The sequence below is a fragment of the Brachybacterium sp. GCM10030267 genome (assembly GCF_042666875.1).
GTDB lineage: Bacteria > Actinomycetota > Actinomycetes > Actinomycetales > Dermabacteraceae > Brachybacterium.
Genome location: NZ_JBHTCX010000008.1, coordinates 74,946 through 101,333, shown reverse-complemented (window position 1 = coordinate 101,333; position 26,388 = coordinate 74,946). Strand labels below are relative to the sequence as shown.

The following is a 26,388-nucleotide window of genomic DNA, read 5'->3' as shown; positions in this document are numbered from 1 at the left end:
CGGCAGGAGAGGACGGGACATGAGCACTGAGCGGTCGCAGAGGCCTCCCGCGCCGACTGCGGGCGGGCGCCGCCGCCCCATCATCGCCGTGCTCTCCATCGCCCTCGGCGTGCTCGGCGCCGTGGCGGCAGGTCTTGTGACCGCGTACGTCATCGCCTCCGCCCGGATCACCTACTACCTGCCGCCGGCGCCCGGCAGCACGGAGCCGTCGACGCACCACGACGTCCACGAGCCGATGCTGATGCTGGCACCGGTCGGCGGGCTCGGCCTCGCTCTCTCGATCACCGCGATCGCCCTGGGTGCGTGGGGGCTCGCACGCCGGCGGGGCGCGCGGGCCTGGACTCTCGCCGTGCCCTGCGCGGCGCTGCTGATCGTGCTCATCGTGCTGGTGATCGCCGGCAGCATGACCATGTCGGTCTACTGAGCGTGCCCACCGGCCCTAAGATCCTCGGCGTGGCCGATCCGCTTCACCCGCCGATCCCTCCGGTCTCCTCGCGTGAGGAGCCCCGGTTCGCCAGCGCAGCGCGCAAGCGGGCGCTGGCCGCCGCCTTCGAGGAGCAGGGCGGGGAGTACGACCGGCTGCGTCCCGGCTATCCCGATCCGGTGCTCGAGGCGATGCTCGCACCGGTGCCACGCCCGATGAGCGGAACCCCCGCCCGGGCGATCGATCTGGGCGCGGGCACCGGGAAGCTGTCGTGGGCGCTCGTCGCTCGGGGCCTGGACGTCATCGCGGTGGACACCAGTCGCGCCATGCTCGAGACCGCGCTGCGCCGGGGGCCGTCGGCCGGCTCCGGGCCTTCGTCGCCGCGCGCGGCCTCGCCCACCCTCCCGGCCGGCCACGACGTCGACCAGGTGCCATCCGCCGCGCCCGCACCCGACCTCACCACGCACCTCGCCCCGGCGGAGGCGACCGACCTCCCCGACGCATCGGCCGACCTGGTCACCGTCGCCCAGGCCTGGCACTGGTTCGACGCCCGCGCCGCCTCCGCCGAGGTCGCGCGGCTGCTCGCACCCGGCGGGGTGCTGGCGCTGGTGTGGAACACGCTCGATGTAAGGATCCCGTGGGTCCACCGCCTCTCGCGGATCATGCACGCCGGGGACATCCACCGCGAGGACTTCCGTCCGACCGTCGGCGCCGAGCTCGCGCTCGTCGAGCGCAGCGTGCACGAGTGGGAGGACCCGATGCCCACCCACGACGTCATCGACCTCGCCCGCACCCGCAGCTACGTCATCACCGCTCCCGAGGAGCGCCGCGCGAAGGTGCTCGCGAACCTCGACTGGTACCTCCACGACCATCTCGGCCATGAGCGCGGCGCCGTCATCGGCGTCCCGTACCGCACCGACCTGTTCCTCTACCGGAGCGGGTCCGCGTCGTGACAGCCAAGAGCGCCCTTGGGAAGCGGAACGCCTTCTGCGGCTCCGTCCGTTGCGACCGCTAGTGTCGATGTCCGAGCCTGGCACGGGAGGGGTGGAGATGAGCGGAGAAGCTGGCTTCCGCGCCGCCCGCCGTCACGCCGGAGAACTCGGCAGGCCTCTCGAGGTCTACGCGGACCGTCCCGGCACCGTCGTCGTCGGCGCAATCGTGTTCGTCTGGCTCATCTTCACCGGGCTCACAATGATCAACCCGGCGGAATCCCCCCTGCTCATCGCAGCACCCGGCATCATCTTCGCGCTGCTCGCAGCGGGCATCCTGGTACTGATCAGTGGCGAGCGGCTGATCGTGTGCGAGCGAGGACTGCTGGTCGGGAGCGTCGCGCCGGGGACGCGCCCCTACATCGTGCGCTACGAACAGATCGTCCCGGGCAGCCTGGTGCCCGTCACCGGGGCCGGCCGCTACGCTCGCGAGACCGGGACGGGCGGTTTCCCACAGTCGACCGTCCGGCGTTCGGCCTGGACCCGGCAGGGCATTCACTTCGTCGGGCCGTCGGCCCAGGAAGCCCGCCGGCGCCCGGCCTTGATCGCGGTCCTGCAGGATCCACCGCCGCGTTCCGTCGACGGTCGCTGGGTCTGGTTCGCCGGCACCGGGCGCACGTCCCCGGAAACCGTCACCGCGCGGATCGCGCAGGCCGCGGGCGCATCCGGAGCCCAGCAGCTTGCCCGGGCGACGGCCTCGGCTCCGGTCCGCACGCTCAGCGGCAACCCTGCGGAGGCCGCTGCCCATCTCCCCGGGTTGCCGTAGCCCAGGGTCTCTGCCGACGGCCGGTGGCGCTTCGCGGGCAGGGGGCTGCAATGGCCGGCCCCGCGGCTGCCCGGTTCCAGAACCGCAGAGCACCTGGCCGGCTCCGCGCCACGCCTGCTACGTCGCCGTGGCAAGGTGAAGCCCATGAACGCCCGTCCGCGCAGTCGCACCCGTCGCACGGTCCTCGACCGTGTCGCCGTGGTCCTGGGTGCTCTGTGCCTGGTCGCGGCGGTGCTCTCGGGGATCAGCATCGTGGCCTCGAGCCACGTCGGCCCCGACGGCCCGGAGTCACCGTTCGTCGTGGGTTCCTGGGATCTGCGGCGCTCGACCCCGTTCCTCGGGGTTCCGGTGGCAGCGTTCCTCGGTGCGTGGGCCGTGCGCCGAGGCGCGGGCCTTGGGGATCCTGGCCGCCCGCACGGTCGTGCCGGCGGCGCTGCGCACGCGGGCCGCCTTCATGTCGGCCTCGCGCTGGTCGGTCTCGTGATCGCGCTACGGATGGCGATGTACGCCGACGGGTTCGGCTTCTTCGGCCTCACCTTCTGACGCACTGCTTCTGCATGGCCCCAGGGCGCCCCCAAAGGTCCCCGCCCATAGCCCCGCCCTGGGGCACAGATGCCTGCGCAGACGCCTGCGCGGATGCGAACACCCCCTCTGGGAGGCCGTTTAGCATCCTCCATTCCGGCCTTCCAGACGGGGTGCAGGGCTTGGGCCCGGCTCTCGTGGCGGGCTCCGCGCTCCTGGCAGCCCGGTGTCGCTGGCAGGCCCGGCTCTCATGGCGGGCCCGGCGTTCCTGGCGTGGGGCGCGGTGAGCAGCACCCGGCAGGCCTGGGAGGTCTCGAGCAAAGACGCTCGGGTGTCAGGGCCTCCAGCCGTGGCGGATGAGCTCGTCGCGGACGATCCGTACGGCGTCTCCGCAGTCCGGCAGGGTGTCCTGCGAGTACAGGCGGACTTCGGTGAAGCCTGCACGGGCGACCGCCCGCCCACGCCGGATGTCCCTCTCGACCTGACGGGTGCCGTCATGGGGTCTGCCGTCATACTCCGCGCACATTCCGTATTGCGGCCACTGGAAGTCGGGAGTGATGCGGTTGTTCCCGTCGGCACCAGCGAGCGGTGTGTTGATCTCCGGCGTGGGAAGGCCCGCCTCTCGGAATGCCAGTCGCAGAAGCGTCTCCATGGGTGAATCGGCGCCGATGCGTATGTCGCCCACGGCGGCGCGCAGCGCCTGCATGTGGTTCCCCCGGCACACGTCCCGAAGCTCGTCGATGGTGCACCAGGGGCGGTGACGTCCACGTTCGAGTCCGGGGCGTGGAGTGCGGACTAGGTGATCGCCGACCGCGACGAGCCGCCAGTGGGAAAGGAACTGCGCGAGATCGCGCCACGTTCTAGCTCTGGTGGAGAGCCGCAGAGACGACGTCGGTTCCGCGCCCGGAGCGCCTGCAACTGACGGCTGGCGATACGAGAACCTCCCTACGTCATGATCCTGGAAGGTGAAGTCGTGCCACCGCACGACCTGGTCGGAGCCGGACCGCCCTCCGGGGACGGAGACATGCACGGGAGTGGAGATGCCCCAGGACTCCACCTCCTTGGGCAAGGGCATTTGCAGCAGCCGTGCCGCCGAGAGGCCGACGATGACGGCAGTTCGCTCGTGGCGACACAGAGCTGCGGCGACGTCCACCTCGAAGACCGGACTGCTCGTCCTCCGGTACAGCCCCCGACGAAGTGCAGTCACATCCGAACGCTTGAGCCGCCCCGGGGGAACTCCCGCTCGAAGCGCCTCGTCGCGGGTGAAGACCCGCCACGGCAAGCCTGCTGGTAGGGGGCTCGGGCGTCGGCTCATGACCTCACACTTGCGCAATAGGGGGTGACGAGCCCTGACCATCCACAATTGCAGCTTGGGGAGGAACGGTCAGCACGCGTGGGTGCGCGAAAGTGGTACTCGCGGTCATGGAGCGTCACGCTCAGTGCAGCGGCGAGCTGTGTGCAATGGAGCGTCGGCGGCGAGACGGGCGAGCATCATGAACAGCGGAGCGCCCCCTCTGAGTGGCCGTTTAGCACCCTCCATTCCGGCCTCAACGAGGGGGTGCTCGGCGCGGCCCGCCCACGCCCGCGCCGCTCAATCGCCGACGCCCGCGCCGCCCGTGTCGCTCAGCCGCCCGCGCCGCCGGCGTCGCTGGCCCCGCCCGCGTCGCTGGCGCCCGTGCCCTCGGGGGCGATGCTCATATCGGTCACGCGCCAGCGCTCGCCGTCCCAGGCGATCTGGGCCACGAGCTGGCCGGAGACCTCGGGAAGCTCGTTGGCCTGGAGATTGGGATCGTCGACCAGGATGCTGGCCTCCTGGGTGAAGTCCGCGACGACCTCGCCGCTCGCGGGCGGGTCGCCCTTGCCCTCGAACGTCGTCGAATGCACCGCGAAGTCGCCATCGACCAGGTAGCCGTCCTGCTCGGCGAGCAGCTGGGCGTTGTCCAGGAAGGACATGCAGACCTGGCACTGCGGGTCGATGGAGCTCTCCCACACGGAGACGTCACCGGTGGTCATCATGTAGGTGTACGACTCGAGCAGGTAGGTCACCGTCTCCTGCGCACCCTCATCGGTCTGCTCGGTCAGGCCCGCGGGTTCCTCGGGGCGGGGCACCTCGGGCCGCGGCGGCTGGTCGGCGGGGTCCGCCGTCGGCCGGTTGTCCGGGTTCTCGACCGCGGTCGGGTCGGCCTGCTCACCGCCGTCGTTGCCCAGCAGCTGGCCGATCCCGATCACGCCGATCGGGACCACGAGCACGAGGGCCAGGACGATGATGATGATGCGTTGGACAGGTCGGTTCACGCGGGCCACGGTAGACGACGCGGCTCCGCGGGCACTGGATCATCCCGTGATCACCGCGCGGCGGCCGGACCGAGCTCACCGCCACCCACCATTCGGTCCGAGGTGCGGCGCAGGAGCCGAGCCGGTGGTAGGCAGAGGACATGGTCGACAACCACGGCGCGCACAGCGATCCGGCACACGCCACGGCGGCCGGCGGCGTCCTCGTCGTCGGCCAGATCGGTCGCGACCTGGTGATCTCGACCGACCGCGTTCCCGACCCCGGGGCGAGCGTGGACGTCGCCGAGCGCCTCGAGATGTGGGGCGGCAAGGGCGCGAACCAGGCCGTCGGCATGCGCCAGCTCGGCACGCCGGTGGGGCTGCTCGGCGTGGTCGGTGAGGACGAGGTGGGGGAGCGGCTGCTCGCCTCGGCCCGCGCAGACGATGTCGATGTCCGCGCCGTGGTGCGTCGTGGTACCAGCGCCCTGCTGGTCGACGTGGTCGATGCCGAGGGCCGGCGTCGCCTCTTCGAGCACGTCCCGGCCGAAGCGCTGCTGACCGGGGGTGACGTGTACAGCGCCCGGGAGGCAGTGGCACGGGCCGACACGGTGTGCCTGCAGCTGCAGCAGCCTGAACCGGCTCTGCTGGAGGCGGCGCGGCTCGCGACCGCGACCGGCGCCGACCTCGTCCTGGATGGCGCCCCGCAGACGCCCGAGGTGCGTGCACTGGTCGGGCAGGCCCGCGTGGTCCGCGCCAACGCCCACGAAGGCGAGCTGCTGACGGCGATCGCACTGGAGAGCGAAGAGGCAGCACTCTCCGCGGCACGCGGGGTGCTCGATGAAGGTGTCGAGGTGGTGGCATTCGGCGTTGCCGACGCCGGTGACCTGGTCGTCTGGGACGAGGGGCACCGCTTCCTGCCCCACGGCCCCCAGCGCGTCCTCGACCCGACCGGGGCGGGCGATGCCTTTCTTGCCGGGCTCGTCACGGGCCTGCGCAACGGAGCCGCCCCGGCGCAGGCGGGCGAGCTCGCCGCCGCCTGCGCGGCCTCGGCGGTTCAGCGGTTGGGAGGACGGCCGGACCTGTCCGCGCTGCGACCGTGACGTCGTTCCGGTAACGGCCCTCGTCGGCCGTACCCGAGCCCATACACTCCAAGAATGACCCCGGGCCCGCCTCGCCGCCGCGCAGCAGCCCCTCGCCGAGCCGCGGCACCGCACCGCGCACCGGCCCCTCCTCTGCCTGCGCCCCCGGATGCACGAGCAGCGGCGGTTCTCGTCGAAGTTCGGCCACATGGCCGAAGCGGGGAGCGCCCGTGCCGGGGGAGCGTGGCCGCATGGACACCACGCCGCCCCTGCCCGACGCGACTCCTGCCGACGCAACGCCCACGGCCGACCCGATCCCCACGCCCGCTGCCCGCACGCTTCGCAATGGGCCCCGAAAGTCCAGGAGGCCGCGGATCCCGCGCCGTGAGTGGCTGCTCGGCGCCGGCCTCGCCCTGCTCGCGGCCATCCCCTCCATCGCCGGCGCCGTGAAGCTCGAAGGTCTGGCCACCGGCGTGCCCGCGACTCCCGAGACGGCGCGCTTCGTCGAGATGCCCACGCCCGTCGCGATCCACATCGTCGCGGCCATCGTCTATTCGTACGTCGGCATCGGCCAGTTCCTGCCCACCGTGCGCCGCCGCAACCTCGGCCTCCATCGCGCGATGGGCCGGTACGTCCTGGTCCCGGCCGGATTCGCCGTCGCGCTGACGGGCCTGTGGATGAACGTGGCCTATGAGTTCCCGGCGATCGACGGTGTGGGTCTGCTGATCTCCCGCTACGTGGTGGGGATCGGCATGGCCGTGGCGCTGGTGCTCGCGCTGGGCGCGATCGGCCGACGGGACGTTCCGACCCACGCGGCCTGGATGATCCGCGCCTACGCCCTCGCCCTCGGCGCCGGCACCCAGGTGCTGACCTCCGCCCCGCCGATGATCCTGTTCGGCCCGCCCGACGAGCTCGGCCGGCTGCTGCAGATGGACGCCGGGTGGCTGATCAACATCGTGGTCGCCGAGCTCGTGATCGCCCGCTGGATCCGCCCGCGCCGCCGGCCCTCGACGACCTCCGGCCACCGCACGAAGACGTCCCGCCGTGCCGGCACGGCCCGCCCCAAAGCCGCGCAGGCGTGAGCGCGATGCCCCCGTCCGTGCCCTCGACATCGGCCTCATCGGCCGCGGATCCGCCGGATCCGGGCGCCTCGAGCGCGGGCTTCTCGAATCCGAACCCCACAGGCCCGTCCCCGTCACCGCGTCGCGCTCTCCCGCCCTGGGCGGACGGGCTGGTCACGACACCCGCCGCCGGTCCCCGACCCCGCGACGCCCTGCTGCTGATCCCCTTTACTCTCATCGCCCTGGCCGAGGGCATGCTGCGCACAGACCTCCCTCTGCCCGCGCTCACCACGGCCGCGGCGATCGCCATGATCGCCGGACTGCCGTGGCGTCGCCGCCATCCGCTGCTGGTGCTGACCTGGATCACCCTGCTCGGCGCTGTACTGGGCATCGTGCAGGCCGCGTCCGTGCACGTCGCGGTCGGCATGGGAGCGATGGTCGTGCTGCTCACCGTGCCGTACGCACTGTTCCGTCACGGAACTGCTCGCATGCGCGTCGTCGGCGGGACACTGCTGGCCGCCGGCCAGGCGCTGACCCTGCTGCAGAGCCGCGCCGCGCTCGCCGACGTCGTCGTGGGGATTGCCGTGCTCGGCGCCACCGCGCTGAGCGGTGCGCTGGTGCGCGAGCGCGTCCAGGCCCGCGCCCGAGAGATCGAGATGGCGCGATCGCGGGAGCGTGAGGCCCTCGCGCGGGACCTGCACGACACCGTCGCCCACCACGTCACCACGATCGCCATCCGCGCCCAGGTCGCCTCCGCCATGCCGGAGGACCGCAACCAGGTCGCCGAATCCCTCGCCGTCATCGAACGCGAGGCGCAGAACGTGCTCGCCGAGACCCGCGCCCTGGTTCGCGCGCTCCGGGAGCCGACGGGTGGTTCCGGGGCCACGGGGAGCGCGGCCGCCGGGGCTGCCGCCTCCGATCCCATGCCCGCCGACGTCGACCTGCCCGAGACGGAGCTGGCCCCCGCCGCCGGCCTCGCCCAGCTCGAGGCGCTCGCCGATCCCGGCCCGCCGCAGGTCACCGTGCGGATCACCGGCACCGACCAGCTCGCGGGGGAGATGCCGCAGATCGTGCAGTCGACCCTGTTCCGCATCGCCCAGGAGGGCGTGACCAACGCCCGGCGCCACGCCCGCGGCGCCCGCGCGATCGACGTGAGAGTGAGCGTCCGCGACGCCCGCACAGTGCTGGAGGTGCGGGACGACGGCCCCCGCGACGTGGCCCCGCACCGGGCCGACGGATCCGGTGGCGGTCACGGTCTGCTGGGGATGACCGAGCGCGTCACCCTGCTCGGCGGCACCCTCGAGGCCGGCCCCGTCCCCGACGGCGGATGGCTGCTGCGCGCCCAGGTCCCCACCACTCCGGAGGCGGCATGACCAGTCCTGATGACGCGTCAGGAGCCGACGCACCGAGTCCGGCCGGCTCGCCCCGCCCGCTGACGGTCCTGATCGCCGACGACCAGGAGCCGGTCCGCACCGGGCTGCGCCTGCTGCTGGGCACCCGGCCCGGCATCGACGTGATCGGGGAGGCGGCCGACGGGATCGAGGCTGTGACCATGGCCCAGCAGCTGCGCCCGGACGTGTGCCTGGTGGACATCCGCATGCCCGGGCTCAACGGCATCGAGGTGACCAGGAAGCTCTCCGGGCCCGCCGTCTCCGACCCGCTCGCCATCGTCGTGATCACCACGTTCGACCTCGACGAATACGTCCACGGCGCCCTGCGCGCCGGGGCACGCGGATTCCTGCTCAAGGACGCCGGCCCCGAACTGCTGGGCGAGGCGGTGCGGGCCGCCGCGGCCGGGGACGCCCTGATCGCGCCGAAGATCACCGCCCGGATGCTGGGGGAGTTCTCTCGTCGGCCCGTCGCCCCACCCCGCGCCCCGATCGACCCGCTCTCCCCGCGGGAGGAGGAAGTCCTCGCCCTGCTCGCCGCCGGCCGCACCAACACCGAGATCGGTGCCCAGATGCACCTGTCCCTGGGGACCGTGAAGACCCACATCGGCGGGATCCTCACCAAGCTCGGTGTGCGTAACCGGGTCGAGGCTGCGATGTGGGCGCACGAGACCGGGCGCGTGCGTGCCGAGGACTGATCATCCGCGCGACGGGGCACGGGGCACGGGGCACGGGGCACGGGGCGCGGGCACGGGGTCCGGGGCAGGGGCGCGAGCCGCGCCCGCATGCCGCATCGGTGAGCCATGCGACAACGATTGGTTTTCATGCAGTGGCATGAATAGTATTCACGGGTGACTTCCACCCGTCCCCGTCGGCGCAGCCTGCTGCATGCCGCGCCGCTCGCACTCGCCGTCGGCGCCCTGACCCCTGCGCTGGCCTCCTGCACCCGCGCCTCCGAGCGCCTGGACGCCGAAGCGAACGCGGTGCCCGAGGTGGGCCTCTCGGAGATCACCGAGGTCCCGGAGCTCGCCGAGCTGGTCCCGGCCGACATCCGCGAGCGCGGCGAACTGATCAACGGCGCCGCCCTCAACTACGCGCCCGGCGAGTTCGTCGGCTCCACCGGCGAGGCCGTCGGCTACGACATCGACATCCTCGCCGCGATCGGCAAGGTGCTGGGCCTGGCCACACGTACCGAGGCCGCGGTGTTCGCACAGATCATCCCCGCCGTCGGCTCGAGCTACGACGTGGGTATCTCCAGCTTCACGATCAACGAGGAGCGCCTGGCGACGGTCACCATGGTCTCCTACTTCCAGGCGGGGATCTCCTACGCGGTCAAGGCCGGCAACCCCTTCGACATCCACCCCGACGACCTCTGCGGCAAGCGGGTCGCGGTGCAGGTCGGCACGTATCAGGAAAAACTCTCGAACGAGCGCTCCCAGCAGTGTCGGGAGGCGGGGGAGCGTGGCTACGACCTGCTGGCCTACGCCTCCAACTCCGACGCCGCGACCAACGTCGCCGGCGGCAAGGGCGACATCCTCATGGCCGACTCCCCGGTGACCGCCTACGCCATCGCCCGTTCCCGCGGGAACCTCGAGGCGATCGGCGAGATCGAGGAATCCGCCCTGAACGGCATCGTCGTCTCCCCGGACCAGCCCGAGCTGGCCGAGGCGATCCGCGCCGCCGTCCAGCACCTCATCGACTCCGGCCACATGCAGCGCATCCTCGCCGCATGGGGCAACGAATCCGGCATGATCCCGACCGCGGAAGTGAACCCCCAGCCGTGACCAGCACCGAGACCGCCCCCACGCCCGCGCCCGCCGGCCCGGACGGCTTCACCCCGATCCGTGCCAAGGCCGCCCCGCGTCCGGGCACCTGGATCTCCGCGATCATCGTCGCCCTGCTGGCCCTGGGCCTGCTCACCTTCCTGGTGCGCAACCCGGTGCTGGAATGGGGCACCGTCGCCACGTACCTCTTCGACATCAAGGTCGTCCAGGGCGTCGGCTGGACGCTGCTGCTGACGGTGCTGTCGATGGTCCTCGGCACGATCGTGGCCCTGCTGGCCGCGGTGATGCGCCGCAGCGACAACCCGGTCCTGCGTGGCGTCTCCTGGGTCTACATCTTCGTCTTCCGCGGCATCCCGGTGTACACCCAGCTGGTGTTCTGGGGCCTGTTCACCGTGATCGTGCCCAAGATCGCCGTCGGCGTGCCCTTCGGGCCGGAGCTGCTGAGCTTCTCCACCCGTGACCTGCTGACCGCGTTCTGGATGGCGGTGATCGGCCTGGGCCTGAACGAGGGTGCCTACCTCGCCGAGATCATCCGATCCGGCCTGAACAGCGTCGACCGCGGGCAGAGCGAGGCCTCCAAGGCGCTGGGCATGAGCAACGGGACGATCCTGCGGCGCATCATCGTGCCCCAGGCCATGCGGGTGATCGTCCCGCCGCTGGGCAACGAGACCATCGGCATGCTCAAGACCACCTCGCTGGTGCTCGCCGTGCCGTTCACGCTGGATCTGACCTTCGCCACCAACGGCATCGCCAACAAGCTGTTCACCCCGATCCCGCTGCTGATCGTCGCAGCTCTGTGGTACCTGGCGATCACCAGTGTGCTCATGGTCGGCCAGTACTACCTCGAGAAGTACTTCGGTCGCGGCTTCGACGACCGCACCCCGGCCGCTCCTCGCCGCGGCTCGACCGCCTCGCGCCAGGCGGCGGTCAACCGCGCCGGCACCACCCCGCACGACCCGCTCCCGGAGGTGGAGCTGTGATGACCCAGAACCCCGCTGCTTCCGGCTCCCCGGAGCCCGCACCGTCGGACCCCGCCGCCCCGTCCCACCCCACCGGCGCGCCGGACGCCCCGCCGGTGATCGAGGTCGAGGGCCTGCACAAGGCATTCGGCGACCTCCACGTCCTCAAGGACTGCGACCTCACGGTGCGCTCCGGCGAGGTCGCGGTGCTTGTCGGCCCGTCTGGCTCCGGCAAGTCCACGCTGCTGCGCTGCCTGAACCAGCTCGAGGACGCCACCGCCGGCACCGTGCGCATCGAGGGCGAGCTACAGGGCTACGCCGAGCAGCCGCTGCCCGACGGCAGGCTGCAGAGGCTCTCGCCCAAGCAGATCGCCGCCCAGCGCTCCCGCATCGGCATGGTCTTCCAGCGCTTCCACCTCTTCCCGCACCTCACCGCGCTGGGCAACGTCATGGAGGCACCCGTGCAGGTGCGCGGCGTGTCCAAGGCCGAGGCGGAGAAGAAGGCGCGCGAGCTGCTGGCCCGGGTGGGGCTGGCCGACCGGGCCGACCACTACCCCTCCGAGCTCTCCGGCGGCCAGCAGCAGCGCGTCGCGATCGCGCGCGCCCTGGCCATGGACCCCGAGCTGATGCTCTTCGACGAGCCCACCAGCGCCCTGGATCCCGAACTGGTCTCCGAGGTGCTCGCCGTGCTCAAGGATCTGGCGGCCGACGGGATGACCATGGTCGTCGTGACCCACGAGATGGGCTTCGCCCGTGAAGTGGCAGACCAGGTCGTGTTCATGGACGAGGGCCGCATCATCGAGCGCGGCACCCCCGAGCAGGTCATCGACCATCCCCGCTCCGAGCGACTGCAGGGATTCCTCGCCTCGGTGCTCTGAGCCGTTCCGCGCAGCAATCAGCCGCGGCACTGCAGCTGCGCCCCGCCGCTCGGCAACTCTTGCATTCCGCCGCTCCGCAACTTTCACCCGCCGCTCCGCAACTTTGTGGACGCCAGCGCCGAGTCACCGCACTCAGAGGGGTCGAGGATGCGCAGACGTCCAACTAGTTGCGGCCTGCCCCGCAGCCGTCCCGGTTCAGGTCAGCTGAGCAACCTTGCGTCGCCCCAGTGGACCCACCTGCTCGATGGTTTCCAGGAGAGCCTTCAGCGTGTGCTCCCACGTCCGCCAGGTCTGGGCGTAGCTGAGGCGGATCAGCTGCAGACCGTGCCGCCGCACCGCGAGGTCTCGCTGCCGGTCCGCCTCGAAGGCTTCGGGGGAGCTGTGATGGGCGCGTCCGTCGATCTCCAGGAACACCCCGGCGACGTAGGCGTCGACGTATCCCGCGCCCTCGACGAAGACCTGCTGCTCGACATGGAACCCACGCCGTCGGAGAGCTCGCACCACACGGGTCTCCGAGCCCGAGTCGCTCGCGGTGGAGATTCTTCCGACGCGCGAACGAGGCCGGGTGGGCAGCTCGTCGAGGAGCCCCTGCACCGCGGCCGGCTCCTGCAGCCTGCGTTCGATCGCTGACTCCAGGAGGATCGCTGCCGATTCGCCGTCCAGGCAACGGACGACGTGCTGGAGAGCAAGAGGGAGGGATGCGACCGGGTCCGGCTCGGGCCACGCGCGAAGCCCGGCACTGTGATCGACAGCCCACGGCGGGCACGCGACGCATCGCCGGTTCCGGTACACGTGGAGTCGGCGGGCGTCGGCGCCCGCTCGGTGAGGCGTCCACAGGCCGTGCATCTCCACCGCGTCGAGACAGGTCAGGCGGTAGCCCGCGGAGAGCGCGCGAACCAGCCGGGACTCTGCGTCGGGGTGTGCGTACCACCCGGGGGCTATGCGCTGGAGGGACGTGTTACCCGCTCTCGCGCGCAGCTGGGAGCTGGAGAACCCCGCATCCAACAGCTGCCGACGGCTGATCACCGAGGTGCTTCGCGGAGGAAGGCGAAGGGTTCCGCGCACCTGACCGCGAGGCCGACCGGGCGGGTGCGCACCGGCGGGGACGACGAGGTCGCTGGCCGTGTGCATGGGCCGAGCCTGCCCGGGGACGGCCGGGTGTCGCCATCACGGACTCCTGGCAGGGGATGGCGGATCGATGGGGAGGAACCGTCCAGGGCGCAGACCCGCCACGAGGGTCGGGGGAGTCGGCGCCTGGTTCCACACGGGCGGGGCCGGCGCAACTTCCTGGACGCCGGCGCCGAGTCACGCGGCCTCAGCTCGTCCAGCTCGCGCTGGCGTCCATAAAGTTGCGCGTCCCCACGGGCCGCGGCACTCACCCGGCACTCATTCAGTACTCACCCGGCACCCACCCGGCACCCCCGGCACCCACCCGGCCCGGGCCTGGTGAGGCGGGGCCCTGTGCCGGCCGGTGGGCGCGGCTCACCACTCCAGGATCTGCCACCGCTTCTTCTTTGCCACGGCGTACAGCCCCAGGTCGGGCGAGATGGCGGTGGGGGTGCCCATCAGGTCCAGCCAGGCCGCGTCGGCGTGGGAGTCGCCGTAGCCGTAGGAGGCGGACAGGTCCGCGTCGTGGGAGGCGGCGTACTTGCGCAGCCAGTTCCCGCGGGCCTCGTCCACCAGCGGGGGAGTGGCCAGGAAGCCGGTCATGACCCCGGCGGCGTCCTCGTCCATGTGGGTGGCGACGACCTCGTCGAACAGGTCCGCCAGCGGCTCGACCAGCACGTCCAGCGCGCCGCTGACCAGCACGGTGCGGTGCCCGGCAGCCCGGTGGCGCTCGATCACCTCGAGGGCCTCGGAGCGGATCGAGGCACGGATGCGCCGGCCGGCCTCGCCCCGCATGAGCTCGCGCAGCTCGTCGGCGCGGTAGCCCTTGTAGCGGCGGTTGACCAGGCGGATCAGCTCGGAGCGGTCGCGCTGCTCGGCGCGCAGGTAGCCCGGCACGGCGGCCAGCAGGCCACCGATCTCGGCGGGCCACACCCGGCGCGGGCGCGTCGCCCGGACCACGGCGAAGTACTGCTGGACGATGTTGGTGGCCAGCACGGTGCCGTCGAGATCGAACACGGCGAGCGCGTTCGGGTTCTGCGTCAGCTCCGGCGTGGGGCGGGAGGCCCGCTTGCGCTGGGCGGACTTCGCCCGGGAGTACGCCTTGGTCAGCTCGGTGACCGCCGGCAGGTGCTGCTGCTGGAAGTATTCGCGCCAGGAGATCTCCGTGACGTCGAAGTCGTGCTCGGCGAGGAACTCCGCCGGGAGCTCCTCCCGCAGCGCACGGGTGTTGGCGTCGTCGAAGACCATCTCGGTCTTGGTGTACTGCCGGTACAGCTCGATGTACTTGCGCAGCATGGTCAGCCCGGAGGTGGCCTTGTGCAGGTCGGAGGTCCACTGCCGGGTGCGCTTGGTCGCGGGCAGGTAGGCGACCGCGGTGGCTCCGGCCTTGGCGACGATCTCCTTGGCCCGGAAGCGCTGCTCGACCATCTCGACCGCCGGGAAGTTCCACTCCGGGATCTGGACGGGCTGGCCGTTGTCGTCCTCCAGCGGGTGCTCGAGGAAGTACTCCCGCACCGCGCTGACCATCTCGTGGAAGGCCAGCGGATTGGTCGCGCCGGAGACCACCTGGAAGTAGGCGTCATCGCCGCGGCGGGAGACGTCCTGGGTGGCCAGCGCGACGATCACGTTGACCACGAAGTCGACGGGGATGATGTCCAGGACGGAGTCGGCCAGGCCCGGGAACTCCGGCAGCGAGCCGCGGCCGTAGGCCATGATCAGCGGGTCGGCGACCTTGTAGCCGTCGATCCAGCCGGGGTAGGGCCGACGCATCGCGGATTCGATGATCGAGGGGCGCACGAAGGAGACGCGGTGGCCGGCGTCGGCCCACAGCTCCTCGGCGACCTGCTCGGCCATGGCCTTGGTGAAGGTGTAGATGTCGGTCCAGCCCACGGACTGGGCGCGGGTGCGGCCGAAGTCGATCAGGCGCTGATCGACCCAGTCGCGGCGGGCCTCCTCGGTGGCGGAGGCGACGGCCTTGGGGCCCATCCTCCCGTCGCGCAGCTTCGCGGTGCGCATCTGGGAGCGCAGCGTCTCGGGCCGGCGCGACTCCGCCTCGACCCGGGAGCGTGCCTCGATGGCGGCCTGGTACTCATCGCGCCAGTTCACGTCGGCCCCGAGCCGGCCCTCCTGGCGCAGCCCCTTGGAGATTCCGCCGACGTAGGCGGTCGAGACGTGGATGACGTGCGGGTCCTGTCCCGACTCCAGCAGTGCCTCGTAGAGGTTGCGGGCGCCGCCGACGTTGGTGCGGAAGGCCTCGTCGATCGGCGGGTCGAAGGAGACGGAGGAGGCCGAGTGGATGACGACGTCCAGCGGCTCCTCGATCACGGGCATGTCGGTCAGGTCACCCTCGAGCACGCCGACGCGCGCGTCGAAGACGGCCTTGGCCTCGTCCTTGCCGATCTTCTCGACCCATGAGGCGAACACGGGCTTGCGCAGCAGCTGCTCGAGGCGCTTGCGCCCGTCGACCGAGCCCTTGGGGCGGATCACGGCGGTCACGTGCGTGTCCTGGGTGGTCTCGAGCAGCGAGCGCAGCACCGCCTGCCCCAGGAAGCCGGTCACGCCGGTCAGCAGGATCCGTCGGCCCCCGCTGGTGGATCCGCCGGAGGCGGACTGGTCGGCGGGCGTGGTGCTGTTCGACATGGATTCCCTTTGTGGACGGGTACGGCAGGAGCTGACGAGGAGCCGGGGAGCGAGAACGGAGGTGGAGGGCGGATCCGGGCGGCGGCTCACGCGCCTCGGGGTCGCCTCGCGAGGGGTCGTCCCAGCGCTGGTCAGGGCGGCGCTAGTGTATCGTAGCCGCCATGCATAGGGCCCTGATCACCGGCGGCACCGCGGGCATCGGGGCCGCTTTCGCCAGAGCATTCGCCACTCGTGGAGCCTCGCTCGTGCTGGTCGCACGGGATGCCGAGCGGCTCGACGAGGCCGCCCAGAAGCTGCGCGATGACTATGGGGTCGAGGTCGAGACGCTGGTCGCCGATCTCGCCGACCGCGAGGCGCAGCAGCGTGTCGCGGACCGTCTGGAGACCGGCACCGATCCGGTCGACGTGCTCGTGAACAACGCGGGCTTCTCGGTGCGGGCGAGCCTGCTCGATGAGGACCTCACGCCCCACGACCTCGGCTTCGAGGTGATGATCCGCGCGGTCCTCAAGCTCGGCGGCGCCGCAGGACGCGGCATGCGCGAGCGCGGCCAGGGCTGGATCATCAATGTCTCCTCCGTCAGCGGCCTGGTCACGCAGAACAACTACTCCGCGATCAAAGCCTGGGTGAGTAACTACTCCGAGTCCCTCGGCGTGCAGCTGGCCGGCACCGGTGTGCAGGTGACCGCGCTGATGCCGGGCTGGGTGCGCACCGAGTTCCACTCCCGCGCCGGCATCAAGGGCTCCTCGATCCCCGGGGTGCTGTGGCTCAGCGCCGATCGCCTGGTCGAGGACTGCCTGCGCGACGTCGCCCGCGGCAAGCCCGTGTCCGTGCCCAGCAAGCGCTGGAAGCTGATCGCCGGCATCCTGCGCACCACGCCGCGCGGTGTCGTCGCCCGGCTCAGCGCCGTGCTCAGCCACCGCCGCAGCCGGGAGCGCTGACGTATGACCCCCACGACCTCCGCCGGCGGCCCGGCCGACGACGAACCCACTGCCGCCACGCCCGAGCCCGGCACGCCGTCCAGCGGCAAGCCCACCCCGAAGGCGACCGACGGGGCCTCCCGCTCCCAGCGCCTGCTGCATTCCCTCTCGGCCCGCTCCCGCGGCCAGGGCTGGGAGAAGCCCGAGGGGGACCTGGCCAAGTACCGCTCGCGCTGGCGCGCCGGCATCCGCTTCGTCCTCCAGCGCATCTTCTTCCGCAGCGTGGTCGGCGCGAACCTGACCACCACCGCTGTCGTCCACCGCCGGGTGCGCACCGTGCGCGGACCGTTCGTCCTGGTCGCCAACCACTCCAGCCACATCGACGCCCCGATGCTCGCCGCCGGCCTGCCCTGGGCGCAGGCGAGGTTCCTGTCCACCGGGGTGGCCGCGGACTACTTCTTCACCGTCTGGTACCGCCGCTGGTTCGTGCGCTGGATGTTCAACGCCTTCCCGATCGATCGCGGCGGCAGCCGGAAGTACTCCGGCTACTCCCGGCGCCTGCTGCGCTCCGGGGTGCCGATCCTGGTCTTCCCCGAGGGCAGCCGGCAGAAGACCGGCAGGATGGGCGAGTTCAAACCGGGCGGGGCGGCGCTCGCGATCGGCGTCGGCGTCCCGGTGATCCCCGCCGCGATCATCGGCGCCTATGAGGCGATGCCCAAGGGCCGCAGCTGGCCGAAGAAGGGCCGCCCGCCGGTGGCCGTCGTCTTCGGCGAGCCGATGATCTCCCACGAGGACGAGTCCGCCGTGGAGTTCTCGGCCCGCATCCGCGCCTGCGTCAAAGACCTGTACGACCAGCATTACGACGAAGTTCTGGGCAACGGGGCCAGTGAGGCTGGCGGCACCGCCCCGGACGAGGAGGAACCCGCATGAGCGCACCCCTGAGCGCCCGCGAGGTCAAGCGCCACAAGTGGTGGGGCTGGGGCCTGGACGACGTCACCTTCAACTGGCGCAACAAACCAGGGTTCGCTCCGCTGGCGAAGGAGAAGATCGGCCTGGACCTGCTCTCCAAGCCCGATCCCGTCGCCCCCGATCTCTCCGAGCACCAGGTGCCCGCCTCCCGCCTGGGCGCCGCCCAGCGCGACGGCCTGGCGGAGATCGTCGGCCCCGAGAACCTGCTGGACGATGACGAGTTCCGGGTCCTGCACTCCTTCGGCCGCTCCCTGCCCGACCTCTTCCGCGCGCGGGCCGGGGACTTCACCCGCCTCGTCGACGCCGTGGTCTACCCCGGCAGCGAGGAGGAGATCGCCGCGATCCTGCGCCTGGTGATCGAGCACGACCTGGTGCTGATCCCCTACGGCGGCGGCTCGTGCATCTCCGGCTCCCTCACGCCCGACGAGGCGGAGCAGCGCCCCATCCTCACCATGAACCTCGGCCGGCTGCGCGAGGTCGTCGAGATCGACGACACCTCGGGCCTGGCCCGCGTCCAGGCCGGCGCCTACGGGCCCGACCTCGAGGAGCAGCTGAACGCGCTGGGCTGGACCATGGGTCACTTCCCGGACTCCTTCACCTACTCCACCGTCGGCGGCTGGGCGGCGACCCGCTCCTCGGGCATGCAGTCCGACCGCTACGGCGACATCGAGCAGATGGTGCGCGGGCTGCGCATGGTCCACCCCGACGGCGTGGCCGTGACCAAGGCGATCCCGGGCCGCGACGCCGGGCCCAGCGTGCACGAGATGATCCTGGGCAGCGAGGGCCGCCTGGGCGTCATCTCCGAGTGCACCGTCCAGGTCCACCGCACCGCGCCGGTGCGGCAGGTGATCGCCTACATGTACCCCGACTGGGAGCACGGCATCCGCGGCATGCACGCGATCGCGCGCTCAGAGGTCAAGCCCACCTTCACCCGTCTCTCCGATGGCCCCGAGACCCGCTTCAGCCTGGCCCTGGTCAAGGAACCCACCTCCACCAAGAGCAAGCTGATGGGCAAGGCCCAGGATGGGCTGTTCGCCTTCCTGCGCTCCAAGGGCTGGGACACCACCGAGGGGATGTGCATCTCCTACGTCTGCTTCGAGGGCACCAAGGAGCGCGTCGAGCGCGAGAAGGCGATGGTCAAGAAGATCGTCTCCCGCAACGGCGGCATCACCCTCGGCGCCGGGCCCGGCGCGGTCTACGACCAGAAGAAGTTCGACACCCCCTACCTGCGCGACTTCCTGCTGAACTACCAGGTCTTCGGCGACGTGTGCGAGACCGGCGCCAGCTGGTCGAACCTCAACGAGGTCCACGCCACCGTCTACGACGCCTTCCACGGGGTGCGACAGGCGGCCGACGGGCCCGGCTTCATGTTCTGCCACATGTCGCACAGCTACCACGGCGGCGCCTGCCTCTACTTCACCTTCGCCTTCCCCTACGCCAGCGACGAGACCGCGCTGGCGGAGTACTACGACGCCAAGAACGCCGTCCAGCAGGCGTTCGTGGACCTCGGCTCCGGTGTCTCCCACCACCACGGCGTGGGCACCGAGCACCAGCCCTGGATGGCCGAAGACATCGGCGAGGTCGGCGCCCGCATGGTGCGCGGCCTGTTCGCGGACAACGACCCCGGCCGCAACCTCAACCCCGGCAAGGTCCTCGCCCCCTGACCATGAGCGACATCTGGGTGCTGCGGCACGGCGAGTCCACGGCCAATGTCGAGGGGCTGATCGTCTCCGCGCCCGGCCCCAGGGCACTGGTCGAGGTGGGGCTCACCGAGCTCGGCCGGGAGCAGGCCCGCCGCGCCGCGGCCGATGCCGCCGCCCACGGGCTCGGGCCCGGCACGAACGTGGTCTCCAGTGACTTCGCCCGGGCCCGCCAGACCGCCGAGGAGTTCGCCGCCGGGATCGGGGCGGCGGCGCCCCGGCTGGATCAGCGCCTGCGGGAGCGCAGCTTCGGGACGCACGACGAGGGGCCGGTCAGCTCCTACGACCTGGTGTGGGCCGTGGATCGCGACCGCGGGGAGCACGAGCACGAGGTCGAGCCGGTCCGCGCGGTCGCCGAGCGGGTCGATGCGGTGCTGCGCGATGCGGACCGGTGGGCCGCCGAGGCCCCCGTGGTGCTGGTCGCCCACGGCGACGTCCTTCAGATCGCCCTCGCGCTCGGCAGTGCCGAGGACCCCCACGACCACCGCGACGTCCCCCACCTCGGCAACGCTGAGCTGCGCCGCATCGGCCCGGCCCGGCTCGCGGACGCGTCCGGTGCCCGCTGCGCGCTCCGCCCCGGGACCCCATGACGACGCCGTCGGGCAGGAACCCAGCCGAGACGGGCCCCTCGGACCAGGTCGTCTACGTCGTCCGCGGAGACCACGACGACACGCGCGAGAGCGTCGAGTGGTTCTTCCGCGAGCACGGCTGGAGCCCGCGCGAACGCGGACCCGGCCGGGTCGACTACGAGCGCGGCAGCCGCCGGCGGACCATCCTGCTCGGCGCCCTGGCAGGCCGGAGGTTCTTCCTCACCGCCCAGATCGAGATCCGCGAGCGCGACCACACCACCGACGTGCGCTACAGGTGGGGCGCCGGGGCCGGTCTCGCGCTCGGCGGCACCGTCGGCCGTGACCGTGCGGCCCGCGCGCACCGGGAGACGGCCGCCGCGCTGGAGAAGCATCTCGAGGCCGACGGCCGGCTGGTGAGCACGCGCGAGATCTGAGGCGGATCGGGGCCGAACGAAGAAGAGGCTCCCTCGCCATTGAGGGAACCTGCGTCGACCATAGTCGGCTTCCGGTGAGTAACAGGTCACATCCGGGTCACGGTTGTCTGCACGTATGGACGCCGGGACGGCGCGCGGTATCCCTTCCGGCGAGTCGCGGACAGGACTGCGTCGGCGCCGGGCCGCGTGCCTACGATGGATCGGCCGCCCGCACGGGTGCGGCCACAGCCAGACAACAAGGGACTGACATGACACTGCGCATCGCCGTCTTCGGCGAGAACCGGCACGAGAAGGTCGATCCGAAGGTTCAGGAGATCTACCCGGAGGGTATGCACACCGTCATCGCCGACTGCCTGCGCGAGCACCTCGCGGCCGACGGCGTCGAGGCGGAGGTGCGCATCGCCCTGCTCGACGACATCGAGGACTCCCTCTCCGAGGAGGCCCTGGCCGAGACCGACGTTCTCACCTGGTGGGGCCACATGGCCCACGGCGACGTCCCCGACGAGGTCGCCGCCCGGGTGGCGCGTCGCGTGCACGAGGGCATGGGTCTGATCCCGCTGCACTCGGCGCACTACTCCAAGCCCTTCAAGCTGCTCATGGGCACCACCTGCAACCTGCTGTGGCGCAACGAGGCCGAGGAGGAGCGGGTCTGGACCGTGAGCGGCTCCCACCCCATCGCCCGCGGCGTCCCGCACCCGATCCTGGTGCCCGAGCAGGAGACCTACGGCGAGATGTTCGACATCCCCGCGCCCGATGAGCTGGTCTTCGTCTCCTCCTTCACCGGGGGCGAGGTGTTCCGCTCGGGCTGCGTGTTCCGCCGCGGCAAGGGCAAGGTCTTCTACTTCAGCCCCGGCGACCAGGAGTACCCCGTCTACTTCCAGCGCGACATCCAGCGCGTGCTGGCCAACGCCGTGACCTGGGCCCGCCCCGAGCATCACGACCAGGCTCCGGTGAAGATCGCCAACGCGCCGCGCGACTGGTTCCGCGGCGAGGAGGTCACCCATGTCATCTGACGTCCTCAGCGTCCCCGGCACGGACACCTCGGCGGCTCCCGTCCTCGACCCCGAGCTGACCGGCTTCCCACGGCTCCCGGCCGACCGCCCCGCCCGCGTGGTCGTGGTCGGCGCAGGCGGCATGGGCAGCTGGTGGGCCCGCGAGATCGTCGCCAGCGACGTCGCCGAGCTGGTCGGCGTGGCGGATCTCGTCGAGGGTGCCCCGCAGCGCGTCATCGAGCAGTCCGGCATCGCCGATCCGTCGGCGGTGAGCACAGGGGCCGACGGCACCGATCTGGCCCTGGAGGTCGGTGCGGACCTGATCGTGAACCCGACCGTCCCGGTCGCGCATCATCCCGTGACCGTCAAGGCGCTGCACGCCGGGATCCCCGTCCTCGGCGAGAAGCCGGTCACCGAGACCCTGCCGGAGGCCCTCAGCCTGCTCGCCCACGCCGAGCTGACCGGGGTGCCGTTCATGGTCTCCCAGTCCCGGCGGTTCTTCCGCCAGGTCCGGCAGCTGCGCAGCTTCGTCGCCGCCCACGGGCCGACGGTCCTGACCAGCGCCTTCTTCTCGCTGTTCACGGAGATGGAGGGATATCGGCGCACCCAGCTGCATCCGCTGCTGCGGGACATGGGAATCCATGCCTTCGACACCGCCCGCTACATCATGGACGCCGATCCGGTCGCGGTGACCGCCCGTGGCGCGCAGCCGGAGTGGAGCGTGTACTCCCACGACGCCACCGTGACGGCGACGTTCGAGATGTCCGACGGCTCCCTGTTCGTCTACAACGGCACCTGGAACGCCCGGGGCCTGCCGACGTACTGGAACAGCGAGTGGCGGATCGGGGCACAGCTCGGCTCGGCCACCTGGGACGGCAAGGGAGCGCCGGTGCTGGGCACCGACGACGACGAGGCCACCGCACGCCTGCAGGCCGAGGTCGACTCGGAGACGGGGGAGGAGCCCGACCAGATCGCGGCCTCCCTGATCGAGTTCGTCAGCGCGCTGCAGGAGGGCCGCACCCCGATGTGCGAGGTCCACGAGAACCTGCTGAGCTTCGCCATGGTGGAGGCGGCCGTCGCCTCCGTCGACCGGGGCGAGCGGGTCAAGGTCGACGACCTGCTCGAACTGGCCCGCACCGACGCGATCGCCGCGGAGACCCACCCCGAGGCCCGGGACCTGATGCAGTCCTGGGGTTCGGTGCGCGAGGTGCTCGCCGCCGCACGCTGAGGTCCCTCCCGCGCTCCCGGAGCCCGGCCGGTCACGTGGTGGCGGCCGGGCTCCGGCGCGTCCGGGGCTCTGTGCCCGTGCTCCCGTCAGCCGCGCCCGGGTGGGCGGTGCCCTGGCGGGCAGGAAGCACCCGGACCCGTGCGCGTTCGAGGTGGGGGAGCCGGAGGCGCAGCTGCTCCTCGACGGACGCGGCGAGCGCCTCCGCCTCCTGCAGACCGAGGGACGGGCGCGCGGTCACGGCGAGCTCCGCCTCCAGGCGGTGCCCGATCCAGCGGGCGCGCGCCTCGCCGACCGCGATCACTCCACTGACCTCACCGGCCGCGGATTCCACGGTCTCCAGGGTTCTCGGGTCGATCCCGTCCATCAGTCGCTGCAGCACCGTGCGCATCGAGCCGATCAGCACCGCGACGACGACAGCGGCGATCACCAGGCCGATCAGGGGATCGATCCAGGGCAGCCCGCACCAGGCGCCCATCACCCCGATCACCACGGCGAGCGAGGTGAGGGCATCGGTGCGGGCATGCTGGCCCTCGGCGATCAGCGCCGCGGAGCCGATCCGCCGGCCCGCGCGGATGCGGTAGATCGCGACCACCTCGTTGCCGGCCGCGCCGATCAGCGCGGCCGCCAGCACCCAGCCGAGGTGGGTGAGATCGCGGGCCGAGGTCAGGGCACGGACCGATTCCCCGACGATGAGCACGGCGGAGAGGGCGATCATGGCCCCGATCAGCAGGCCGACCAGGTCCTCTGCGCGCCGGAACCCGTAGCTGTAGCGGCGGGTCGGGGCGCGCCGTCCCAGCCGGAAGGCGAGGATCAGCGGGATCGTCGTGGCGAGATGGCCGAGGTTGTGCACGGTGTCCGCCAGCAGTGCGACGGACCCGCTGAGCGCAACGATGGCGATCTGCAGCAGCGCCGTGGCGCCCATGCCGGCCAGCGAGATCCACGCCGCGCGGATGCCGATGGAGCTGGCCTCCTCCGCGGTGCGGATGGCCTCGCCGTGGTCGTGGCTGTGCGGAATGAGCGCGTGCTGCAGGCGGCTCCGCAGCCCACCGGAGCCGCCCTCGTGGCCGTCACCGTGACTGTGAGCCCCACCGTGGTCGTGAGCGTGGCCGTGAGCATGGGCGTGCTCATGATCGTGACGGGCCTTGCGATCGCGACTCTGCACCATCTGGAGAATGTATCTGCGTATACATGCAGATAGCAAGATGTGTCCCGGCAGGCGCCGTGGACCAGAGCTCCCACCCCATAAGGTAGGGCCATGCATGACGAGCCCGTGCGCCGCGTTCCCGACGACGAGCATGCGCAGATCGCCGTCGGCACCTTCCGGATGCTCTCCGATCCCACTCGGGTGAAGATCCTCTGGGCCCTGTTCCACGAGGAGTCCAGCGTCAATGCTCTGGCCGACGCGGTGGGTGCCAGCCCGGCTGCGATCAGCCAGCATCTGGCGAAGCTGCGCCTTGCCGGGCTGGTCCAGAGCCGCAGGGAGGGGACGTTCGCCTTCTACAGCGCGTCGGACACCCATGTGCGGCGGCTGCTGGCCGAGTCGCTCTCGCACGCCGAGCACGTCACCGGTGTGGCCGAGGGGGAGGACCCGCACGGCTACTGAGCCGCGCCGGGACCGCCCAGCTCGCCCGCCGACGCGAAACGGCCCTGATCAGCGAATTCTCGCTGGTCAGGGCCGTTTTCCTGAAGTGCGCCCGGAGGGATTCGAACCCCCAACCTTCTGATCCGTAGTCAGATGCTCTATCCGTTAAGCTACGGGCGCCTGCCGGTGAAACCGACCTGGTCGAGTCTAGTACCCCGGCCAGATCGGCGCCAATCGTGCGCCCATGAGCCTGCTCACACGGTGCACGACCGGCCCGTCGGCCGGGCGATCACCAGCTCGGAGCCTGCGGCGGCTGCGGAGGCCGGTTGTCGCCCTGCGGGTTCTGCGGATCGCTTCCCGGGTAGCCATAGCCCTGGTTCGGCTGGCCCCACTGCTGACCCTGGCCGCCCTGCGGAGGCGCGGGCGGCGGCGAGGCCTGGCCCCACGGCTGGCCCTGGCCGCCCTGCGGAGCTGCTGCGGGCGCCTGGGACCCCGGGCCGCCGAAGGCCGCCGGAACGCTCGCACCACCGGAGCCGCCACCCTTCTTGCGTCGCGACCGGATTACGAAGAACGCCACGGCCGCGAGCACGAGAAGCAGGAGGAAGCCCAGCACGAGCGCGATGACGATGACGATCCACCAGGGGAACCCGCCGGCTTCTGCCGTGATGTCCACGCCCTCGGAGAACTCGCTGACGTCCGTGTAGGTGACGGTGTTGCCGTCGATCGTGCCGCCGCGGGACTCGAGCACCTTGCCCGGGAAGGCGAAGGTGGCCCGGAAGTCGAATTCGTTGATCTGGTCGCCGTAGGCGAACTCGAGATCCTCCTGGCTGAGGGACTCCCCGTCGGTCCCCAGGTCCATCGTGAGGTGGAACTGGCCGTCCTCCTCGGTCAGCTCCATGCCCTCGGCGAACTGTGCGCGCTCCAGGACGCCCGACGCGCGGCAGCCCCAGTACCCGTCCTCTTCGTACGGAGTGACCTCGGCCTGGCCGAAGGTGGCTTCGCCCTCCTGCTGCGAGTCGCTGCACATCTCCTCGGCGCTGGCGTACTCGCCTTCGATGAGCTCCGACTCGATCCCGAAGTCGACGGACACGTTCATCGTGTCGACGTCCTGGATCTCGTAGTCGGCGTGCAGACGCCCGCATCCGGCGAGGAGCAGGACGAACGGCAGGACGAAGACGGCGATCAGCCGGCGCCGCGCCGAGATGGTGTTCATGGTTCCCCCGTCGGATCATGGGCCCCAGCTGCCTGTCGGCCCCTGGAGGTGGTCGGTCGAGGTCAGACTACCCGGGCGCGACCCAGCGCGCGGTGGGGAGAACTCCCCATCGCGCGCGGGTCCGGCAGTGCTCTGTGCGGCGGAGCTGTGTCCGGCGGAGCTCTGTCCGGCGGAGCTCTGTCCGGCGGCGCCTATTTCCAGAACATCAGCATGCCGCCGCCGACGAGCATCACACCGAAGCCGGCCGCGAGGTTCCAGTCGCCGATCGGCAGCGGCAGCTGGCCGCTGGAGAGGTAGTACGTGACCAGGTAGAGCAGGCCCAGGATCAGGAACACCACCGCGGCGGGCGCCAGCCACGGGGGATTCGGCGCCTCCGCGGCGACCCGGCGCCGCGTGGTGCGAGCGGTCTCCGCCGCCGCGGCCTTCTTCGCCGACGGAGTGCGCGTGGCGTCCTTCGCCTTCTCGGTGACCTCGCTGCCCGCGCTCGTGCTCTTGCCGCCGGAGCGCTTGCCCTTCGTCGCCACCGGGTCCTTCGCCCCCGCGGCGCGTGAGCGCTTCACGGGCTCCTTGCCGCTGGCGCTCTCGGGGCTCGTGGCTTCCGAGGCATCGTCTGCGTCTACGTCTGTCCCGGCGTGGTCTGCGCCGCTGCCGGCAGCGCTGTCGCCGTCGGCCGCGTCGGACGTGGCCGTGCCGTCGGCCTCGGCCGCATCCGTCCCGCTGCCGTCGGAGCCGAGCTCGTCGAGGTCGTCCGTCTCGGGCGCGACGGGCGTGTCCCCAGCTTTCGCCTTCGACGTCGCGCGCGCGGACGACTTCTTCCTGCTCCTGGCCATGAAACGGTGCTCCCTCGAGGCGGCCGATCGCGCGGCGGTGCCGCACGGGCCCGCGGACGCGGACCTTGGCCTAGGGTAATGGTCGT

The 26,388-nt window shown here is 71.5% G+C and carries 26 protein-coding genes and 1 tRNA gene; 19 read left to right on the top strand and 8 right to left on the bottom strand.

Translation table 11 applies throughout. From position 1 onward, the window contains the following. Positions 1-19: 19 nt before the first annotated feature. From ACFQS2_RS07385 to ACFQS2_RS07370, 4 genes are all read left to right on the top strand, one after another. Positions 20-424, top strand: a complete 405-nt coding sequence (locus ACFQS2_RS07385; RefSeq protein ID WP_377793193.1) for a hypothetical protein — start codon at positions 20-22, stop codon at positions 422-424. Positions 425-453: 29 nt separating this feature from the next. Further along, complete coding sequence (locus ACFQS2_RS07380) at positions 454-1,377, top strand: class I SAM-dependent methyltransferase (protein WP_377793192.1); 924 nt, start codon at positions 454-456, stop codon at positions 1,375-1,377. 97 nt (positions 1,378-1,474) lie between these two features. Next, positions 1,475-2,179, top strand: coding sequence for a hypothetical protein (locus ACFQS2_RS07375; protein WP_377793191.1), 705 nt, complete (start codon positions 1,475-1,477; stop codon positions 2,177-2,179). A 144-nt stretch (positions 2,180-2,323) separates the two neighbouring features. After that, positions 2,324-2,722, top strand: a complete 399-nt coding sequence (locus tag ACFQS2_RS07370; RefSeq protein WP_377793190.1) for a hypothetical protein — start codon at positions 2,324-2,326, stop codon at positions 2,720-2,722. 313 nt (positions 2,723-3,035) lie between these two features. Here the strand turns inward: ACFQS2_RS07370 and ACFQS2_RS07365 are convergent, their stop codons facing one another. Together ACFQS2_RS07365 and ACFQS2_RS07360 are read right to left on the bottom strand one after the other, a co-directional pair. Continuing rightward, positions 3,036-3,854: a hypothetical protein gene (locus ACFQS2_RS07365; protein WP_377793189.1), complete on the bottom strand. Its 819-nt coding sequence runs from the start codon at positions 3,852-3,854 to the stop codon at positions 3,036-3,038. A 470-nt stretch (positions 3,855-4,324) separates the two neighbouring features. Further along, complete coding sequence (locus ACFQS2_RS07360; RefSeq protein WP_377793188.1) at positions 4,325-4,996, bottom strand: DUF6318 family protein; 672 nt, start codon at positions 4,994-4,996, stop codon at positions 4,325-4,327. A gap of 140 nt (positions 4,997-5,136) precedes the next feature. Here ACFQS2_RS07360 and ACFQS2_RS07355 point away from each other — a divergent pair, with 140 nt between their 5' ends. The 7 genes from ACFQS2_RS07355 to ACFQS2_RS07325 all read left to right on the top strand — a co-directional run bounded on the left by ACFQS2_RS07355 (position 5,137) and on the right by ACFQS2_RS07325 (position 12,121). Continuing rightward, a complete protein-coding gene (locus ACFQS2_RS07355) occupies positions 5,137-6,072 on the top strand; it encodes a PfkB family carbohydrate kinase (protein WP_377793187.1) in 936 nt (311 codons plus the stop codon). Between the two features lie 230 nt (positions 6,073-6,302). Beyond that, a complete protein-coding gene (locus ACFQS2_RS07350) occupies positions 6,303-7,133 on the top strand; it encodes a DUF2306 domain-containing protein (RefSeq protein WP_377793186.1) in 831 nt (276 codons plus the stop codon). Between the two features lie 5 nt (positions 7,134-7,138). After that, positions 7,139-8,485, top strand: a complete 1,347-nt coding sequence (locus ACFQS2_RS07345; RefSeq protein ID WP_377793185.1) for a sensor histidine kinase — start codon at positions 7,139-7,141, stop codon at positions 8,483-8,485. After that, positions 8,482-9,198, top strand: a complete 717-nt coding sequence (locus ACFQS2_RS07340; RefSeq protein ID WP_377793184.1) for a response regulator — start codon at positions 8,482-8,484, stop codon at positions 9,196-9,198. The genes ACFQS2_RS07345 and ACFQS2_RS07340 overlap by 4 nt, the downstream gene beginning before the upstream one ends. A 153-nt stretch (positions 9,199-9,351) precedes the next feature. Continuing rightward, a complete protein-coding gene (locus tag ACFQS2_RS07335; RefSeq protein ID WP_377793183.1) occupies positions 9,352-10,284 on the top strand; it encodes an ABC transporter substrate-binding protein in 933 nt (310 codons plus the stop codon). After that, the gene (locus ACFQS2_RS07330; protein WP_377018401.1) at positions 10,281-11,264 is read left to right on the top strand and encodes an amino acid ABC transporter permease; all 984 of its coding nucleotides are present in this window, start codon (positions 10,281-10,283) and stop codon (positions 11,262-11,264) included. Before ACFQS2_RS07335 ends, ACFQS2_RS07330 begins: the two co-directional genes overlap by 4 nt. Further along, the gene (locus ACFQS2_RS07325; RefSeq protein ID WP_377018400.1) at positions 11,264-12,121 is read left to right on the top strand and encodes an amino acid ABC transporter ATP-binding protein; all 858 of its coding nucleotides are present in this window, start codon (positions 11,264-11,266) and stop codon (positions 12,119-12,121) included. The genes ACFQS2_RS07330 and ACFQS2_RS07325 overlap by 1 nt, the downstream gene beginning before the upstream one ends. 195 nt (positions 12,122-12,316) lie before the next feature. Here the strand turns inward: ACFQS2_RS07325 and ACFQS2_RS07320 are convergent, their stop codons facing one another. Both ACFQS2_RS07320 and ACFQS2_RS07315 read right to left on the bottom strand, forming a co-directional pair. Then, positions 12,317-12,622, bottom strand: a complete 306-nt coding sequence (locus tag ACFQS2_RS07320; RefSeq protein WP_377793182.1) for an endonuclease domain-containing protein — start codon at positions 12,620-12,622, stop codon at positions 12,317-12,319. A gap of 981 nt (positions 12,623-13,603) precedes the next feature. Further along, positions 13,604-15,868 (bottom strand): HAD-IB family hydrolase, encoded by a 2,265-nt coding sequence (locus ACFQS2_RS07315; protein WP_377793181.1) that lies wholly within the window; start codon positions 15,866-15,868, stop codon positions 13,604-13,606. 161 nt (positions 15,869-16,029) lie between these two features. Between ACFQS2_RS07315 and ACFQS2_RS07310 the strand changes: the two genes are divergently transcribed. The 7 genes from ACFQS2_RS07310 to ACFQS2_RS07280 all read left to right on the top strand — a co-directional run bounded on the left by ACFQS2_RS07310 (position 16,030) and on the right by ACFQS2_RS07280 (position 22,677). Next, on the top strand, positions 16,030-16,806 hold the full coding sequence (locus ACFQS2_RS07310; protein WP_377793180.1) for an SDR family NAD(P)-dependent oxidoreductase: 777 nt from the start codon (positions 16,030-16,032) through the stop codon (positions 16,804-16,806). 3 nt (positions 16,807-16,809) lie between these two features. Then, positions 16,810-17,715: a lysophospholipid acyltransferase family protein gene (locus tag ACFQS2_RS07305; RefSeq protein WP_377793179.1), complete on the top strand. Its 906-nt coding sequence runs from the start codon at positions 16,810-16,812 to the stop codon at positions 17,713-17,715. Continuing rightward, positions 17,712-19,418, top strand: coding sequence for an FAD-binding oxidoreductase (locus ACFQS2_RS07300; RefSeq protein WP_377793178.1), 1,707 nt, complete (start codon positions 17,712-17,714; stop codon positions 19,416-19,418). Before ACFQS2_RS07305 ends, ACFQS2_RS07300 begins: the two co-directional genes overlap by 4 nt. A 2-nt stretch (positions 19,419-19,420) precedes the next feature. Next, positions 19,421-20,044 (top strand): histidine phosphatase family protein, encoded by a 624-nt coding sequence (locus tag ACFQS2_RS07295; protein ID WP_377793177.1) that lies wholly within the window; start codon positions 19,421-19,423, stop codon positions 20,042-20,044. Continuing rightward, positions 20,041-20,457 (top strand): hypothetical protein, encoded by a 417-nt coding sequence (locus tag ACFQS2_RS07290; RefSeq protein WP_377793176.1) that lies wholly within the window; start codon positions 20,041-20,043, stop codon positions 20,455-20,457. The genes ACFQS2_RS07295 and ACFQS2_RS07290 overlap by 4 nt, the downstream gene beginning before the upstream one ends. Before the next feature lie 248 nt (positions 20,458-20,705). After that, on the top strand, positions 20,706-21,470 hold the full coding sequence (locus ACFQS2_RS07285; RefSeq protein ID WP_377793175.1) for a ThuA domain-containing protein: 765 nt from the start codon (positions 20,706-20,708) through the stop codon (positions 21,468-21,470). Continuing rightward, on the top strand, positions 21,460-22,677 hold the full coding sequence (locus ACFQS2_RS07280) for a Gfo/Idh/MocA family protein (protein WP_377793174.1): 1,218 nt from the start codon (positions 21,460-21,462) through the stop codon (positions 22,675-22,677). Before ACFQS2_RS07285 ends, ACFQS2_RS07280 begins: the two co-directional genes overlap by 11 nt. A 31-nt stretch (positions 22,678-22,708) precedes the next feature. Here ACFQS2_RS07280 and ACFQS2_RS07275 read toward each other — a convergent pair whose 3' ends face one another. Continuing rightward, positions 22,709-23,842, bottom strand: a complete 1,134-nt coding sequence (locus ACFQS2_RS07275) for a cation diffusion facilitator family transporter (RefSeq protein ID WP_377793173.1) — start codon at positions 23,840-23,842, stop codon at positions 22,709-22,711. 90 nt (positions 23,843-23,932) lie between these two features. Here ACFQS2_RS07275 and ACFQS2_RS07270 point away from each other — a divergent pair, with 90 nt between their 5' ends. Next, positions 23,933-24,280 carry an ArsR/SmtB family transcription factor gene (locus ACFQS2_RS07270; RefSeq protein WP_377018389.1) on the top strand — a complete coding sequence of 116 codons (348 nt, stop codon included), beginning with the start codon at positions 23,933-23,935 and terminating at the stop codon, positions 24,278-24,280. 86 nt (positions 24,281-24,366) lie between these two features. On the opposite strand, the gene ACFQS2_RS07265 is transcribed toward ACFQS2_RS07270, so the two are convergent. The 3 genes from ACFQS2_RS07265 to ACFQS2_RS07255 form a co-directional block, all read right to left on the bottom strand. Beyond that, positions 24,367-24,439: transfer RNA gene (locus ACFQS2_RS07265), tRNA-Arg, on the bottom strand. A gap of 109 nt (positions 24,440-24,548) precedes the next feature. Continuing rightward, positions 24,549-25,472: an LppM family (lipo)protein gene (locus ACFQS2_RS07260; RefSeq protein WP_377018388.1), complete on the bottom strand. Its 924-nt coding sequence runs from the start codon at positions 25,470-25,472 to the stop codon at positions 24,549-24,551. Positions 25,473-25,663: 191 nt separating this feature from the next. Then, positions 25,664-26,302 (bottom strand): cell division protein CrgA, encoded by a 639-nt coding sequence (locus ACFQS2_RS07255; protein WP_377018387.1) that lies wholly within the window; start codon positions 26,300-26,302, stop codon positions 25,664-25,666. Between the last annotated feature and the right edge of the window lie 86 nt (positions 26,303-26,388).

What these genes read in the sequence shown, in the direction of transcription:
- ACFQS2_RS07355 (WP_377793187.1), top strand. Translation starts at nt 5,137, where the DNA reads ATGGTCGACAACCACGGCGCGCACAGCGATCCGGCACACGCCACGGCG.
- ACFQS2_RS07345 (WP_377793185.1), top strand. Translation starts at nt 7,139, where the DNA reads ATGCCCCCGTCCGTGCCCTCGACATCGGCCTCATCGGCCGCGGATCCG.
- ACFQS2_RS07350 (WP_377793186.1), top strand. Translation starts at nt 6,303, where the DNA reads ATGGACACCACGCCGCCCCTGCCCGACGCGACTCCTGCCGACGCAACG.
- ACFQS2_RS07300 (WP_377793178.1), top strand. Translation starts at nt 17,712, where the DNA reads ATGAGCGCACCCCTGAGCGCCCGCGAGGTCAAGCGCCACAAGTGGTGG.
- ACFQS2_RS07290 (WP_377793176.1), top strand. Translation starts at nt 20,041, where the DNA reads ATGACGACGCCGTCGGGCAGGAACCCAGCCGAGACGGGCCCCTCGGAC.
- ACFQS2_RS07270 (WP_377018389.1), top strand. Translation starts at nt 23,933, where the DNA reads ATGCATGACGAGCCCGTGCGCCGCGTTCCCGACGACGAGCATGCGCAG.
- ACFQS2_RS07370 (WP_377793190.1), top strand. Translation starts at nt 2,324, where the DNA reads ATGAACGCCCGTCCGCGCAGTCGCACCCGTCGCACGGTCCTCGACCGT.
- ACFQS2_RS07385 (WP_377793193.1), top strand. Translation starts at nt 20, where the DNA reads ATGAGCACTGAGCGGTCGCAGAGGCCTCCCGCGCCGACTGCGGGCGGG.
- ACFQS2_RS07315 (WP_377793181.1), bottom strand. Translation starts at nt 15,868, where the DNA reads ATGTCGAACAGCACCACGCCCGCCGACCAGTCCGCCTCCGGCGGATCC.
- ACFQS2_RS07375 (WP_377793191.1), top strand. Translation starts at nt 1,475, where the DNA reads ATGAGCGGAGAAGCTGGCTTCCGCGCCGCCCGCCGTCACGCCGGAGAA.
- ACFQS2_RS07325 (WP_377018400.1), top strand. Translation starts at nt 11,264, where the DNA reads ATGACCCAGAACCCCGCTGCTTCCGGCTCCCCGGAGCCCGCACCGTCG.
- ACFQS2_RS07310 (WP_377793180.1), top strand. Translation starts at nt 16,030, where the DNA reads ATGCATAGGGCCCTGATCACCGGCGGCACCGCGGGCATCGGGGCCGCT.
- ACFQS2_RS07280 (WP_377793174.1), top strand. Translation starts at nt 21,460, where the DNA reads ATGTCATCTGACGTCCTCAGCGTCCCCGGCACGGACACCTCGGCGGCT.
- ACFQS2_RS07285 (WP_377793175.1), top strand. Translation starts at nt 20,706, where the DNA reads ATGACACTGCGCATCGCCGTCTTCGGCGAGAACCGGCACGAGAAGGTC.
- ACFQS2_RS07275 (WP_377793173.1), bottom strand. Translation starts at nt 23,842, where the DNA reads ATGGTGCAGAGTCGCGATCGCAAGGCCCGTCACGATCATGAGCACGCC.
- ACFQS2_RS07305 (WP_377793179.1), top strand. Translation starts at nt 16,810, where the DNA reads ATGACCCCCACGACCTCCGCCGGCGGCCCGGCCGACGACGAACCCACT.
- ACFQS2_RS07340 (WP_377793184.1), top strand. Translation starts at nt 8,482, where the DNA reads ATGACCAGTCCTGATGACGCGTCAGGAGCCGACGCACCGAGTCCGGCC.
- ACFQS2_RS07295 (WP_377793177.1), top strand. Translation starts at nt 19,421, where the DNA reads ATGAGCGACATCTGGGTGCTGCGGCACGGCGAGTCCACGGCCAATGTC.
- ACFQS2_RS07255 (WP_377018387.1), bottom strand. Translation starts at nt 26,302, where the DNA reads ATGGCCAGGAGCAGGAAGAAGTCGTCCGCGCGCGCGACGTCGAAGGCG.
- ACFQS2_RS07260 (WP_377018388.1), bottom strand. Translation starts at nt 25,472, where the DNA reads ATGAACACCATCTCGGCGCGGCGCCGGCTGATCGCCGTCTTCGTCCTG.